This window comes from Hymenobacter daeguensis, from assembly GCF_054780555.1.
The window spans coordinates 17,944-32,006 of the sequence record NZ_BAAGWC010000003.1 but is presented as its reverse complement, the minus strand read 5'-3'; the positions used below and the strand labels follow the sequence as shown (position 1 = coordinate 32,006).

Annotated in this window: 15 protein-coding genes; 1 reads left to right on the top strand and 14 read right to left on the bottom strand. The window is 63.0% G+C overall.

The features are described from left to right. Nucleotides 1–197 precede the first annotated feature (197 nt). Nucleotides 198–911, bottom strand: coding sequence for an SDR family oxidoreductase (locus ACYVHT_RS06350; RefSeq protein WP_460549130.1), 714 nt, complete (start codon nucleotides 909–911; stop codon nucleotides 198–200). 147 nt (nucleotides 912–1,058) lie between these two features. Between ACYVHT_RS06350 and ACYVHT_RS06345 the strand changes: the two genes are divergently transcribed. Then, nucleotides 1,059–1,580: a GNAT family N-acetyltransferase gene (locus ACYVHT_RS06345; protein ID WP_460549128.1), complete on the top strand. Its 522-nt coding sequence runs from the start codon at nucleotides 1,059–1,061 to the stop codon at nucleotides 1,578–1,580. A gap of 56 nt (nucleotides 1,581–1,636) precedes the next feature. Here ACYVHT_RS06345 and ACYVHT_RS06340 read toward each other — a convergent pair whose 3' ends face one another. From ACYVHT_RS06340 to ACYVHT_RS06280, 13 genes are all read right to left on the bottom strand, one after another. Beyond that, complete coding sequence (locus ACYVHT_RS06340; protein WP_460549484.1) at nucleotides 1,637–3,178, bottom strand: GNAT family N-acetyltransferase; 1,542 nt, start codon at nucleotides 3,176–3,178, stop codon at nucleotides 1,637–1,639. A gap of 411 nt (nucleotides 3,179–3,589) precedes the next feature. Next, nucleotides 3,590–4,759, bottom strand: a complete 1,170-nt coding sequence (locus tag ACYVHT_RS06335) for a hypothetical protein (protein ID WP_460549127.1) — start codon at nucleotides 4,757–4,759, stop codon at nucleotides 3,590–3,592. Nucleotides 4,760–4,817: 58 nt separating this feature from the next. Further along, nucleotides 4,818–5,480 (bottom strand): sugar phosphate isomerase family, encoded by a 663-nt coding sequence (locus ACYVHT_RS06330; protein WP_460549125.1) that lies wholly within the window; start codon nucleotides 5,478–5,480, stop codon nucleotides 4,818–4,820. A gap of 77 nt (nucleotides 5,481–5,557) precedes the next feature. After that, nucleotides 5,558–6,985 (bottom strand): serine hydrolase domain-containing protein, encoded by a 1,428-nt coding sequence (locus ACYVHT_RS06325; RefSeq protein WP_460549123.1) that lies wholly within the window; start codon nucleotides 6,983–6,985, stop codon nucleotides 5,558–5,560. Nucleotides 6,986–7,008: 23 nt separating this feature from the next. Beyond that, nucleotides 7,009–7,251, bottom strand: a complete 243-nt coding sequence (locus ACYVHT_RS06320; protein WP_460549122.1) for a hypothetical protein — start codon at nucleotides 7,249–7,251, stop codon at nucleotides 7,009–7,011. After that, nucleotides 7,244–7,624, bottom strand: a complete 381-nt coding sequence (locus ACYVHT_RS06315; protein ID WP_460549119.1) for a hypothetical protein — start codon at nucleotides 7,622–7,624, stop codon at nucleotides 7,244–7,246. Before ACYVHT_RS06315 ends, ACYVHT_RS06320 begins: the two co-directional genes overlap by 8 nt. 20 nt (nucleotides 7,625–7,644) lie before the next feature. Next, nucleotides 7,645–8,346 carry a CoA transferase subunit A gene (locus ACYVHT_RS06310; protein ID WP_460549117.1) on the bottom strand — a complete coding sequence of 234 codons (702 nt, stop codon included), beginning with the start codon at nucleotides 8,344–8,346 and terminating at the stop codon, nucleotides 7,645–7,647. Nucleotides 8,347–8,531: 185 nt separating this feature from the next. Then, nucleotides 8,532–9,752 (bottom strand): carboxypeptidase-like regulatory domain-containing protein, encoded by a 1,221-nt coding sequence (locus tag ACYVHT_RS06305; protein WP_460549114.1) that lies wholly within the window; start codon nucleotides 9,750–9,752, stop codon nucleotides 8,532–8,534. Between the two features lie 55 nt (nucleotides 9,753–9,807). Further along, nucleotides 9,808–10,755, bottom strand: a complete 948-nt coding sequence (locus ACYVHT_RS06300) for a bifunctional riboflavin kinase/FMN adenylyltransferase (RefSeq protein ID WP_460549112.1) — start codon at nucleotides 10,753–10,755, stop codon at nucleotides 9,808–9,810. Nucleotides 10,756–10,826: 71 nt separating this feature from the next. Further along, on the bottom strand, nucleotides 10,827–11,714 hold the full coding sequence (gene truB, locus ACYVHT_RS06295; RefSeq protein WP_460549110.1) for a tRNA pseudouridine synthase B: 888 nt from the start codon (nucleotides 11,712–11,714) through the stop codon (nucleotides 10,827–10,829). Next, on the bottom strand, nucleotides 11,714–12,544 hold the full coding sequence (locus tag ACYVHT_RS06290) for an undecaprenyl-diphosphate phosphatase (protein WP_460549108.1): 831 nt from the start codon (nucleotides 12,542–12,544) through the stop codon (nucleotides 11,714–11,716). The genes truB and ACYVHT_RS06290 overlap by 1 nt, the downstream gene beginning before the upstream one ends. A gap of 90 nt (nucleotides 12,545–12,634) precedes the next feature. Next, complete coding sequence (locus ACYVHT_RS06285) at nucleotides 12,635–12,970, bottom strand: DUF3098 domain-containing protein (RefSeq protein ID WP_460549106.1); 336 nt, start codon at nucleotides 12,968–12,970, stop codon at nucleotides 12,635–12,637. A gap of 45 nt (nucleotides 12,971–13,015) precedes the next feature. After that, entirely contained in the window at nucleotides 13,016–13,915 is a 900-nt protein-coding gene (locus tag ACYVHT_RS06280; protein WP_460549104.1) for a cell division protein FtsX, read from the bottom strand. Nucleotides 13,916–14,063: the final 148 nt, after the last annotated feature.

The following is a 14,063-nucleotide window of genomic DNA, read 5'->3' as shown; positions in this document are numbered from 1 at the left end:
AAAGGCAGATACGAAGCATATCTCCGGGCCGATTGATTTTAATCGAACTTTAATCTTCTGGCAGCCAGGCCGGTTCATGCATCAGGCCGTGCCCCCAGCAAGCAAAAACCCGCAATCCGGCCAGCGGATTGCGGGTTCTCAACGCCCATTCTGCTTGCCTGAGCGAGGCTAATGGGTTGTAAACGAAGCGGTGATGCCTACCACGGCACGGGCTGGCCCTGCCAGGTCACGAAGCTGCCGTTCTCTTCCGCGTGCAGCTGCTCGGCCAGCCGGATGATGCCACGGGCCGAGTCGGCCGGCTCTTGGGTGGCGTGGTCGCCGCCCATGTCGGTGCGCATCCAGCCGGGGTCCACCAGCACCGAAATCAGGCCGTATTTGCCGATTTCGGCCGCCAGGCTGCGCATGTACATGTTCATGGCGGCTTTGCTGGCGCTGTAGTGGTAGGGGTCGCCGGTGGCCTTCCAGGTCAGCGAGCCCTGGCCCGAGGAAATGCTCAGAATGCGGCCCTTGCGTCCGGCGCGCAGCAGCGGCAGCAGCGCCTGCGCCACCAGCAGCGGCCCAATGGCATTCACCTGCATGGTTTCCATGGCATCTTCGTGGGTGAGCTGGCCCAGGCGCTGGTGGGCATCGCCGGAGCCCGCGTGCGGGTACACGCCGGCGTTATTTATCAAAACGTCAATGCCGTCGGTGGCGGCCAGCACCGCCTGAGCGGCGGCGGCAATGGACTCGGCGCTGGTCACGTCCAGCGGCAGCAGGGCGAGGCGCTCGGGGTACTGGCGGCGCAGGCGCTGCAGCTCGCCTGCTTCGAGGGGCTGCCGGCTGGCGGCAAACACCTGGTCGCCGCGCTCCAGGTACTGGCGGGTAAGTTCGAGGCCCAGGCCCCGGTTGGCTCCGGTGATGAAAACGCGCATGTGGTGATTTGGGGATTAGCTTGAAGAATTGGGGCCGAAGTTTACGCACAAAAGCCCAACCCGTGGCAACGTTTGCGCGAAGGCTTTTTGCGCCTGGCGCTAATTTGGCGCTTCCATTAGCCCCAAAAACCCCAAAGCCGACGCGTTATGGACTTTAACATTGCCACGCTTACCGCTGCCGAGGCCCGCGCCCTGCTGCCGCAGCTCCACGAGCTGCTCCGCGATGCCGTCGATTCGGGCGCTTCCGTCGGCTTCCTGCCGCCCCTGCCTGCTGCCGAAGCCGAGGACTACTGGCAAAGCGTTATCGCCGCCGTCGAAGCCGGGCACCGGGTGCTGCTGGTGGCGCGCACTGCCGATGCCCTGCTGGGCACCGTGCAGCTGGACCTGGCCACCCGGCCCAATTCCCTGCTCCGTGCCGAGGTTTCCAAGCTGCTGGTGCACACGCGGGCCCGCCGCCAGGGCATTGCCCGTCAGCTGCTGCTGGCCCTGGAAGACCACGCCCGGCAGCTCAGCCGCAGCACCCTCATCCTCGACACCCGGCACGGCGACGGGGCCGAGTTGCTTTACCAACGCATGGGCTACCACTTCGTCGGAGCCATTCCGGCGTATTTCATCAACCACGACGGCAAGCCGCACGCCACCGCCGTTTACTACAAGCTGCTGGAATAGAAAAGGCCGTCATGCAGCGAAGCATGACGGCCTGTTTGTACCTGACTGCCGCGGGATTACCCAGCTGCAATGGCTTTGCGGCGCGAGCCGGTTTTGGGCACCCGCTCTTCGCCCTGCGCCAGCAGCTCCTCGTCGCGCTCCGTCGATTTCTTCACCCAGCTCACCGAGTACAAATCCTTGCGGCGGTCGCGCAGGTTGCGCACCGCGCCGCTGGTGTTTAGGTCTTTGAGCAGGTCGAGGTCGAGGTCGGCAATGAGCGTCATCTCCGTGTTGGGGGTGGCTTCGGCCACGATGGCGTCGTGCGGGAAGGCAAAGTCTGAGGGGCTGAACACGGCCGACTGCGAATACTGAATGTCCATGTTCTCGACGCGGGGCAGGTTGCCCACCGAGCCGGTGATGGCCACGTAGCACTCGTTCTCGATGGCGCGGGCCTGGGCGCAGAGGCGCACGCGCTGGTAGGCATTCTTGGTATCGGTCCAGAAGGGCACGAACAGAATTTTCATCCCTTCGTCGCTGAGCATACGCGAGAGCTCGGGGAACTCCACGTCGTAGCAAACCAGAATGCCGATTTTGCCGAAATCCGTGTCGAAGCACTTCAGCTTGTCGCCGCCGCGCATGCCCCAGTAGCTGGCCTCGTCGGGCGTGACGTGCAGCTTGTACTGCTCGTCCACCGTGCCGTCGCGCCGGCAGAGGAAGGCCACGTTGTGGAGCTTCTCATCCAGGTACACCGGCATCGAGCCGGCCACCACGTTGATGTTGTAGCTCACGGCCAGCTCCATCATCTTGGCCTTGATGGGTTCGGTGAAGGCCGCCATGGCCCGGATGGCTACCGCCGGCGAGTCTTCGTTGGTGAGGGCCATGAGGGGCGCGTTGAAAAACTCCGGAAACATCACGCAGTCAGCCTTGTAGCCGCTCACCGTGTCCACGAAGAACTCAATCTGCTGCAGCAAGTCCTCCAGGCTGCGGGTGGCGCGCATCTGCCACTGCACAATGCCGATGCGAACGTTGGACTTCTGATTGCCAATGAGTTTCTCCTCTTCCTCGTAATACACGTTAATCCACTCCAGCAGCGTGGCGTACGCCTTCGACTCGGAGTCGTAGGGCAGGTAGCCGCGAATGATTTTCCGCACGTAGAAGTCGTTCGAGAGCTGGAAGGTGAGGATGGGGTCGGTGAGCTCCTTGTTGCGCACCTTTTCCACGTACTTGGCGGGCGTCATCTCGTTGGCGTAGGTGGCGTAGCCGGGAATGCGGCCGCCGGCCACCATGGCGCGCAGGTTCAGGTTCTCGCACAGCTCCTTACGGGCGTCGTAGAGGCGGCGGCCCAGGCGCAGGCTGCGGTACTCGGGGTCCACAAACACGTCCACGCCGTAGAGCGTGTCGCCGTCGGCATCGTGGGTGTCGAACTTGCCCTGGCCCGTGATTTTGGCGTAGGTGTGCTTGTCGCCAAACCGGTCATAATCAACAATAATGGCCAGGGCCGCCGCTACCAGCCGGCCATTGTCCTCGATGCCAATCTGACCCTCGGGAAACTTGCGAATCAGCGCGCTGAATTCCTCCGACGACCACGCGCCTTCCATGTTGGAATATACCTGGTCCATGATGTCCTTGATGGCCTTGAAATCGGAGCGGCGCAGGGTGCGCAGCACCAGCTTGTGGGCCGGCACGGCGGTGGGGGTCAGGCGCTCGGCCGCTACCAGAGCATTGGGCTTGCCTATTTTTTTGGCGTGGGAGCCACCCGGCGTGGCGTGGCCATTGGAACCGGCGGGCTTGCCATTGGAAGAAGTTGCCATAAGAGAATGCGGAAATCAGTCGTTAGTAATCGGTAATCAGCGTCGGACGAATGTAGCCCGCAGCAGGCCAGGGCCCGCGTTAAACAATTGCTACCATGCCCGGGCACGCCGGCGCGCCACTCGTCCAACAAAATTACCCGTAAAAAAACCCGTTGGCGACGTTCACCAACGGGTAGTCAAACGGCAAAAGGCCCAAAACGGTGCAATCGGCCCGAAATTCTACTCGCGCACCACGCGCCGGGTGGCCGTGCCCCGGCTTGTTTGCACCGTCAGCAGGGCCACGCCCCGGAAGGTGCCAAAGGCCTCGGCATCAAGGGTGAGGGTGCCATTGCTGCCGCTGAATGCGCGGCGGAACAGCACCCGGCCCACCAAATCGGTGCCCGACACCGTGAGCGGCCCGCTGCCGGCCGGCACCGTGAGCGCCAGGGCGCTGCCCACGGCCGAGGGGTTGGGGTAGGTGCTCAGCGCGGCATCGGTGGTGGCATCGTGCGTGGCCAGGCGGATGATGCGGCGGTAGATGTCGCGGTATTCGACGTTGGTGATGGTTTCCTGCCCACCAATTTCGCGGGTGGTGATGGTGAGCACCGGAACGTGGTGAGTTTTGGCTAGCCACTTATACTCGCGGGTCAGCGGCAGGTCGAGGCCCTGGCCGGCCGTGCCGCCAAAGGCAATGCTGTCGTGGTCGATGAGCTTGGTGACCACGCGCACCGTCTGAAACGTGCCGAAGGGCGTGGTGAGCGTGCCCCAGGCATCGGGCGTGTTCACGCGCTTGCGCTTCTGGCTAAGGTAGCCGACAGTAGCAATGGCCGCCGGCGTGGAAAAGTACGAGCTGCTGGAATCGCGCGCACTGGCAAAGCTCAGCGGAAAGCGGTAGATAACGTCCTGCTGGGCCTGGCTGGCGTAGGTGACCGGAATGGCCGTGCCCGCCAGCGAAGCGCCAAAACCCACCGAGCGGAAATCCTGCTGGGCCGCCGTGGCCGCCGACAGGTTGTAGAACTGGTACGAGTCGGTGAGGGCAATGGGCAGCGCCACGGGCAGCAGCGGCAGCGCCTGCGGCGAGGCCACCGTGGCCCGGTTCACGCCGCCCAGCAGCGCCCCAAACGTGAACGTGTACAGGGCCGAAACGGCCGAAGCCGTGGCCAGCGGCACAAACGACTCAACCCGCTGCGATACCGGCACCAGGCTGGTGTAGTTCCAGGTTTGGTTGGCTCCCCGGCGGCTGAGGGGCGGGGCGGCGGCCGGCAGCACCGGGCTGGCCACGCTCAGGCGCAGGCTGTCGACGCCGGTGGTGAGCGAGGGCATGTCCGTGCGGTCGATGACGGGCGAAACCTGGGCCTGGGCCAGCGCAGGAATGGCAGCAAGTGCCAGCAGAGTAAGGGTTTGACGCATAAACGAGTAGCAGTGAGTGGCTACGAAGATACGCCCGGGAAGCAGCACATGCCCAAGCTTATGCCACGCCCTGCATCTCCGGCACTTCGCCCGCCGGCACCACCAGCTTGCCGGCCGTGGCGGCCACAATCTGCGCCACGCTCACGCCGGGGGCGCGCTCGCGCAGCACAAAGCCGTCGGGCGTTACTTCCAGCACGGCCAGCTCGGTCACGATTTTCTTCACGCAGCGCAGGCCAGTGATGGGCAGCGTGCAGTCGGCCAGAAGCTTGGACGAGCCGTCTTTGGCTACATGCTGCATGGCCACGATGATGTTTTTGGCCGACGCCACCAGGTCCATCGCGCCGCCCATGCCCTTCACCATCTTGCCCGGAATCTTCCAGTTGGCAATGTCGCCGCGCTCCGAAACCTCCATCGCGCCGAGGATGGTCAGGTCCACGTGCTCGCCCCGAATCATGCCAAACGAGTCGGCCGAGGAGAAGATGCTGGAGCCAGGCAGCGTGGTCACGGTCTGCTTGCCGGCGTTGATGAGGTCGGGGTCCACCTGGTCTTCGGTAGGGAAGGGGCCCATGCCGAGCAGGCCGTTTTCGGACTGCAGCTCCACGCTGATGCCGGCCGGAATGTAGTTGGCCACCAGCGTGGGAATGCCGATGCCGAGGTTGACGTAGGAGCCGTCTTTCACTTCCTGCGCAATGCGCCGGGCGATGCCGTGTTTGTCTAGCATAATTTTCTGAGCCGCGGATTTAGCTGATTGGGAAGCTTTTGCGGATTTTGTGGGTGGGAGTTGGCGTAAGAAAACAATTACCGGGTGCCTGTGGCAGCTGGTGCGGCAGCGCCAGCCGCGGCTTTCTGGCCGGGCACAAACGACTGATAGACGGCCGCTTTGAACTTGCCGGCCAGGTCGCGGCTGGTGCTGCTGGGGTATTTCTGGGTGTAAATCAAACCGACTATTTTTTCCCTGGGGTCGACCCAATAGGTGGTGCCGAAGATGCCGCCCCACTCATACGAGCCGGCCGACAGCCCCGGCACCTGGGCCTTCTCCGGCGTGGTGATGCTGAAGCCCAGGCCAAATTTATTGCCGCCCTGGCTCACGGCGCCCATCTGGTTCTGGGTGATGAGGGCCACGGTGGCGGGCTTGAGCAGCTGGCGGCCGTTGTAGCTGCCGTTGTTCAGCATCATCTGCAGGAAGGCCGCGTAGTCGTCGATGGTGGACGACAGCCCGGCCCCGCCCGAAAAATACGTGCCCCTGGCTTTGGGATAGTCAGGTATCATGCGGCCCTGCGGCATCATAGGCACGGTTTGCTTGCTGGCGTTTTCGGTGTAGAGCTCCACAAGACGGCTCTGCTTATCGGCCGGCAGGTAGAAATAAGTATCCTTCATGCCCAGCGGCTGAAACAGCCGCTGGCGCAGAAACTGGTCCAGCGACTGGCCCGAGAGCACCTCAATCAGCCGGCCCAGCACGTCCACGCTCAGCCCGTAGGTGAACCGCTCGCCCGGCTGGTGCATCAGCGGCAGCCGGCCCAGCGCGTCCATCGAGGTAGCCAGCAGGCCCTCCGGCGTGCCGATGCCGCTCGGAATGCCCGCTTTGGCATAAATGGCCGTGGCTTCCTTCGTCCCAATCACCGGGTAGCTGATGCCCGAGGTGTGCGTAAACAGCTGCCGGATGGTAACCGGCCCGTTGGCCGGCACCGTGGTATACGTCGAGTCCTTCGGGTTGAAGCTGGCCAGCACCTGCGCGTTGGCAAAGGCCGGCAGGTACTTGGCAATGGGGTCGTCGAGCTGGAACTTGCCTTCGTCGTAGAGCAGCATCAGCCCCACGCTGGTCAGGGCCTTGGTCTGGGAGGCAATGCGGAAAATGGCATCCGTCCGTAGCGGGCTCTGGGTGAACATGTTGTCAACGCCAAAGGCCTTGCGGTACACCACCTTGCCGTCGTGCAGCACCAGCGCCAGGGCACCGGGTACGTGCTTGTCGTAGCGGCGAATGGAGCCGTTGGCCGTCGGCTGTGATAAGGGGCCGTACGCACCGCCCGGGCGCGAATCGGCAGTGTACTGCGTTAGCAATTCATCAATGCGCTTGGCCTCGGCCGGGGCGATGGTAGGGGGAGCTACTGCCGGAGCCAGTGCCGTTTTCGGCCGCGCCGCCTGACGGGCCGGGGCCGCCACCTGAGCAAATGCGGCCGAGCTGCTCAGCAGCAACAGCAGCGCGAGGGATTTGTTGCGTAAAGACATATAAGTAAGGTGCTTGGCAAGCATCAGGGCTTGGGAAAAGAATGGGGTATGCGACGAGTCGCCGCCAGCCGGCGCAATTGAAGCCACTGCACCACCCGCACGCCCACCAACAGCGCCAGCACTCCGGGAATCAGCAGCAATAGTACCCAGGTATTGGCCTCGTTGTAGGAGGTGTGCGTGCGGTTGGCCAGATTCACCATAAAATCAGTGCAATACCAGAAGGCGAACCGGACCAGCCGGGTGCCCCAGACAAGCAGGCTATGCACGGCGCAAGGCTTTAAGCTGCCGAATCAGCACTGCGTTGCGCAGCGCCCCGTAGGTGAGCCCCAGCAGCAACAGCGGAATCAGGCCCAGGTAAAAGGCGATATTGACCGTGGCATACCATTGCCGCCCGCCGCTCATCAGCCCCCGCACGGTGGCCGAGTACAGCGGCCGCAGCCGAAAATAGGCCGGGCTGTTGGCGGCAGTGGCGTGGGGGCAGTCGTGGGCTTCGCAGTAGCGCGAGCAGCGGCCGGCCAGCCGGGCGGTGGTGGGGGGCGGACTGGTTTCGTTGAGGTACACCCCGAAAGCCACCGGCAGCAGCGCCAGCAGCAGCACCAGTAGTCCCAGCAGCAGGCGGATACGCAACGCAACTCGCATAGCTCAGGCCGTTGGTCTGGTTACGAAGCCGCCCGCACCGTGCGCTGCTCGATGCGTTTCTCGTACCGCTCGCCCTGAAAGATGCGCTGCACAAAAATGCCCGGCGTGTGAATCTGGTTGGGGTCGAGTTCGCCGGCGGGCACCAATTCCTCTACCTCAGCCACCGTGATTTTGCCGGCCGTGGCCATCATCGGGTTGAAGTTGCGGGCCGTGCCTTTGTAGACGAGGTTGCCGGCCGTGTCGCCCTTCCAGGCTTTCACGAAGGCGAAGTCGGCGTGCAGGGCGGTTTCGAGCAGGTACATCTTGCCGTTGAACTCGCGGCTTTCCTTGCCTTCGCCCACCTCGGTGCCGTAGCCGGCCGGCGTGTAGAAGGCCGGAATGCCCGCGCCGCCGGCCCGGCACCGCTCGGCCAGCGTGCCCTGCGGAATCAGCTCCACCTCCAGCTCGCCGCTCAGCAGCTGGCGCTCAAACTCGGCGTTTTCGCCCACGTAGCTGGAAATCATCTTCTTCACCTGCTTGGTTTGCAGCAGCAGGCCAATGCCGAAGTCGTCAACGCCGGCATTGTTCGAGATGCAGGTCAGCTCGCGTACGCCGAGGCGCAGGATTTCCTGAATGGCGTTTTCGGGGATGCCGCACAGGCCGAAGCCGCCGAGCATCAGGGTCATGCCGTCGGCGAGGCCCTGGAGGGCGGCCTGGGCGTTGGGAACGGTTTTGTTTATCATCGGGTGGGATTGGGGCGGCGTGGCTCCGCCGTTGGAGGCCGAAAATTACATCAGGAAGGAGCGACGCAACCCCTGCCGGTTAGTCGCGCGGTTGCGAGGCGGTTGCGGTCGTTCGCGCAGCCGAATAAGGTTCTTAAGGCACCGAAGCGAACCACAAAGTTCGCGCTACCGTGCAACCGCGCTGGTCACGGCCGCACCGGGGCCGCGCCCGGCGAGTTGGGCGCGTAATCGACGGGCAGAAACTCGCCGATTTTCTCGAAGCCCCAATACTCGCCGTTGAACACATCCAGCGGGTTGAGCAGCGTGCCGTTGGCCTGAATGGCGGCCTCCTTGCCCTGCAGCTTCAGGCGCGATACCTGCCGCTTGAGCGGATAAGGCGTTTTGGGGTAGCCCAGAAAGGCCATCGGCCGCTTGTAGAGCGGGTCGGGGTCTTCGCCGAAGTGGGCCACCTGGAGCTCGCCCCTGAAGCGCAGGTACGTGCGCTTGCCGCCCGGCGACACGCGGCGGATGCTGTCGATGGGCAGCGGATTCTGGTTGAGCGAGGCAATCACCGGCGCGTAGCTTTCCCAGGTATCAATCGAGTCCTGCTCGGCGGTGCTGAACTTCCCATCGGGGTGCAGCGCCGTCAGGGCCTGCCGCTGCTGGTCGGCGCGCTCAAACCGGGGGTTGGGCGTGATGGTAATCTGCTGGGTCAGAAAGCCTTCGGCCTGCACCCGGTTGGCATACACGCTCCGCAGAAAGTGCATGAACGAGCCCGTGTAGGCCGTGAGGCGGTTGGCGGCCCAGCGCTTGCGCTCCTTCTCGTCGCGCGGCGTCATTTCCTCAAACACCGGCTGGCCGTAGTAGAAAATCGAGCCATCCTCCTTGTTGTAAGAGAATTGCAGGCCGTAGTATTTCAGGCGGTAGCCCAGGGCGTCGTTGTCAATCTGCACAAATTCCTTGGCGCGGGCCGTCAGCTCCTTGGTCGAGTCGTCGTACATCACCCGCACGCTTTCGGGGTTGCTGATGTGGCACTGCTCCGAAAACGTGGTGCCGCCCAGAAACAGGTTGGCAAACTCCTTATACTCCTCCGGCTTGTTGGGCTCGGGCTTCACCACCACTTCGCCCAGCTGGTTGCCGGTGGGGGCCAGCTGCAGGCTCACCTGCTGAGGCTCACGGGTTACGGTAATGTTCTGCTTCGACAGGTTGTAGCCCACATACGAGCCGACAATGTCGTAAGTACCGGCCGGCACCTTGGGAAACTCAAACTTGCCCTGCTCGGTGGTGGTGGCGCCCAGCGTGGTATTGGCCAGAAACACGCTGGCAAAAGCCAGCGGCTCGTGCGTCACGGAATCCGTTACCACGCCCGTGATTTTGCCCTGGGCCCAGGCCGCGCTCACCGTTGTCAACAAGACACAGTTTATCAAAAATAACCGCAAGTAATTCATCAGCAATAAAATAGAGTAAAACAAAAAGCGCCGCTTACGCCAGCACCCGCCGCGTGGCCGCCTCATCCAACGCCAGTTGGGCCGTCAGCGCGTCCAAGCCGTCGTATTTTTCTTCGCCCCGCAGCCAGGCCACAAATTCCAGGGTCAGCAATTGGTCGTACAAATCCCCGCTGAAATCCAGCAGGTTCACCTCAATGGTCTGAGCCAAATCCTTGCCAATGGTGGGCCGCACGCCAATGCTGAGCATTGCCTGATGCCGCGTGCCCGCTGCCGTAATGGCCCACACGGCATAGATGCCCTGGGCCGGCACCAGCTTCAGAGATTCCGTAATTCGCAGATTAGCCGTAGGATAACCAATGGTGCGCCCCAGCTTCTGGCCGTGCTCCACCACGCCGGTCAGCGGGTATTGGTAGCCCAGGTAGCGGTTGGCGGTGGCCACGTCGCCCTGCCGCAGCGCCTGCCGGATGCGCGTGCTGCTCACGCCCACGGCGTCCACGTCCTCGCGCGGAATCTCCTCCACGGTCAGGCCGTAGCGGTCGGCGTGCTGGCTGAGGTAGTCGAAGCCGCCTTCGCGGTTTTTGCCAAAGCGGTGGTCGTAGCCAATAACCAGCTGCTTGGCGCCCACCGTTTTCAGCAGCAGGTTCTGGATGTATTCTTCCGAAGTCCACTGCGCGAACTCCCGGGTGAAGGGCACGATGAGCAGGTAGTCAACCTCTGCCGCGGTCAGCTTGGCAATGCGCTCCTCCAGCGTGTTGAGGAGCTGCAATTCCAGCAGCTCGGGGTGGGAGGGGGGCGGCCCCAGCACCAGCCGGGGGTGCGGCCAGTAGGTAATCACCACCGACGGCCCGCCGCTGGCCCGCGCCACCTCCCGCAGCCGCGCCAAAATGCGCTGGTGCCCGACGTGGACACCATCGAATGTGCCGCTGGTGAAGACGGCATTGCCAAGAAACGGAAACTGGGCCGGGTCGCGGATGACGTGCATAAGGCGCCGGTGAAGCGAATAAAAAGGGAAAGCAGCGCCGCGAAGGTAGCGGGCACAAGCCTTAACTACGCTTATTGGCGCGTTTCGGCCGGCTCCGAGCCCTCGGGCTGCGGTGCATCCGCGCTGGCGTCAGCCGCCGGTGCAGCGTCGGGGTGCTGGTGCTCTTTCACGGCCAGGGCATCGGCCTGCAGCGCGGCAAAGTATTGCAGGCCAGCCCGGTTGGGGGCAGTGGCCGGCCGCTCACGGCGGGGGCGGGCCGGGGCGTCGCCGTCGGGCCGGGGCGGGCGCAGGGCCTCAATGGCCTCCAGCGTGAAAGCGTCTGCGTTGCGGTACTCGCCGATGCGCGTACGCACCAGCCGGGTGAGGTGGGCGCCGCAGCCCAGGGCCGCCCCAAAATCGCGGGCCAGGCTGCGGATGTAGGTGCCCTTCGAGCACACCACCCGGAAATCGACCTCGGGCAGCGCAATGCGCGTCAGCTCAAAGGCTTTGATAGCAACGGTTTTTGCTTTGATTTCGGCCGCGCCCCCCTGGCGGGCAATGGCGTAGGCGCGCTGGCCGTCAATCTTCACGGCCGAGAACAGCGGCGGCGTCTGCTCGATGGTGCCGGTGAACTGGGCCGTAGCGGCCGTAATCTGCGCCTCGGTGAGGTGGGCGTAGGGGCGGGCCATGTCCACGGCCGTTTCCAGGTCGAAGCTGGGCGTGGTTTCGCCGAGGCGGAAGGTGCCGGTATATTCCTTTTCCTGGGCCTGAATGAGGTCGATTTCCTTGGTTTTCTTGCCGGTGCAGAGAATGAGCAAGCCCGTCGCGAGCGGGTCGAGCGTGCCGGCGTGGCCGATTTTCTTAATGCGCAGCGCATTCTTCACCTTGCGCACCACGTCGAAGGATGTCCACGTCAGGGGTTTGTCCAGGAGCAGGACTTCGCCCGCTTCAAAGTCGAAATCGGCCAGGCTTTTCTTCATTATACCAGGTTCAGAGGAAGTTTCAACGCCAACATAACCAGCAAAATACCGCCCGCAATGATGCGGTAGATGCCAAAGGCCCGGAAGCCATACCTGGCCACAAAGCCCACAAACAGCCGAATGGCCAGCAGCGCCACCACAAAGGCCACCACGTTGCCCAGGGCCAGCTGCTTCAGCTCCGTGCCGGAAAAGAGGTGCGTGACATCCACGCCGTTGGCTTTGGCTTCTTTGTAGTAGTCGTAAATGTCCTTCACCGCCGCCGCGGCCATGGTGGGCATGGCCAGGAAGAAGGCAAACTCGGCCGCCGCCTTGCGCGTGAGCTTCTGGGTGAGGCCGCCGATGATGGTAGCCGCCGAGCGGCTGGTGCCCGGCACCACGGCCAGGCACTGAAACAGGCCGATTATCAGCGCTTCTTTGAAGCTGGGGTTGGTGACCGGATGGCCGCCCTTGTTGGGCTCCTCCTGCGGAAACCAGCGGTCGATAAACAGCAGCACCACGCCGCCCAGCACCAGCATCACCGCCACCGTCGTCACCGATTCGAGCAGCGCGTCGATGTGCTTCTTAAACAGCAACCCTACCACCACAATGGGCAAAAAGGCCACCAGCAGCTTCAGGTAAAAGTCGATGCTCTGAAAGAAGCGCTTGTAATACACCACAAACACCGAGAGAATAGCGCCCAGCTGAATCACCACCAGATAGAGCTTGAAAAACGGCGTGGGCGCAATGCCCAGCAGGGCCGAGGCAATAATCATGTGCCCGGTGCTGGAAACGGGCAAAAACTCGGTAATGCCCTCCACGATGGCGAGGAGCAGCGCGTGCCAATAGGTCATTGGAAGTGGTTAATGATTAGTGATTAACGGGTAGTGATTGGGGAGCGGCCAGCGAGCGTTAGCCCCCGGCCGTTAATCACTGCCCGCTAATTACAGGCGCTTGTAGGCTGGGGCGGCGGGAGCAGGAGCAGCAGGCGCATTGGCCGCCGCCACAGCGTCGGCGGTGAGGCCGGGCGTTGTTACGGGCGCTACCGGGGCGGGCTCCAGCGACTTGTCGCGCACCATAATGGCGGCAAACTCCACCGCGAAACCGGCCAGCAGCAGCAGCGGCCCCAGCGTGATGCCCACGAAATCCTCGCCGTAGTTGGCCTTGTCGCCAAACATCATGGTGATGAAGCCGGCGGCCAGCAGGGCTAGGCCCACCCACATCAGGCGGTAGTTGTAGGGGCCGAAGGCGAAGCGAAAAGCAGGTTTGGTCGGTTGCATAGAAAATCAGGAAGGGGTTAGGGCGGCGCTCAGCAAGACGGTCTTTTAATACAGGTCGTCGAGCGACATTTTGAGGTACTTGTGCACGGCACGGGCCGAGCTGAAAAAGCCAATAATCACGCCCAGCCCCACCACGGCCAGCAGCAGCACGCCCAGCCGAACGTCGTCGCGCAGCAGGCGCAGCTCGCTCACCTCCAGGTAGGCGTATTGCAGCAAGGCGATGAGGATGAGCGCCGCCAGCACGCCACTGGCCAGCCCCTGCCAGGTGGCGCGCCGCAAAAACGGCTGCTGGATAAAGAGCCGCGTTGCGCCCACCAGTTGCATGGACCGAATGAGAAAGCGCTGCGAAAACAGCGCCAGCTTGATGGTATTGTTAATCAGAATGACCACCACCAGCACCAGCACCGCCGCAAAGCCCAGCAGCACCAGGCTCAGGCGCGTGAGGTTGTTGTTGATGCTGGTAAACAAATCCTGCGGGTACTGCACCTCAAATACGCCGCGCTGGGCCGAAATGCTGCGGTTGAGCTGGCGCAGGTGCACGGTATCAGTAAACTCGGGCTTGATTTTGAGCACGTAGGCATCGCGCAGGGGGTTGTCGCCGAGGAACTGGCGGAAGTCTTCGCCGGTGCTTTGCAGCAGCTGGCGGGCCCCTTCTTCCTTGCTCACAAACTTGATTTGGGGCTTGCCGCTGCGCTCGGCCACGAAGGGCTGCTGGCCCAGGTCCTGCTGCAGGCGCAGCAGTTCGGTTTCGGGCAGGTCGCGGTCGAGGTACACCTGCACTTCCAGGTTTTCGCGCACCACTTCCGAGAGCTTTTGGGCGTGCACCAGCAGCAGGCCAAACAGGCCAATCACCACCAAGGCCAGCGTAATGCTGAACACCACGAGCAAAGTAGGGTAGGAGCCGAGCTTTTTCTTGCGGGTATGTGAAGTGGTGGGGGCAGCCATATTCAGGCAAAGGTAGGGGCAGTGAAGTATTAGAACGTCATGCTGAGCGCAGCCGAAGCATCTCGCGTGCAGCAGTAATTCTTCCGATTGAGGTACTACTACGCGCGAGATGCTTCGGCTGCGCTCAGCATGACGTTTCTTTCATAGC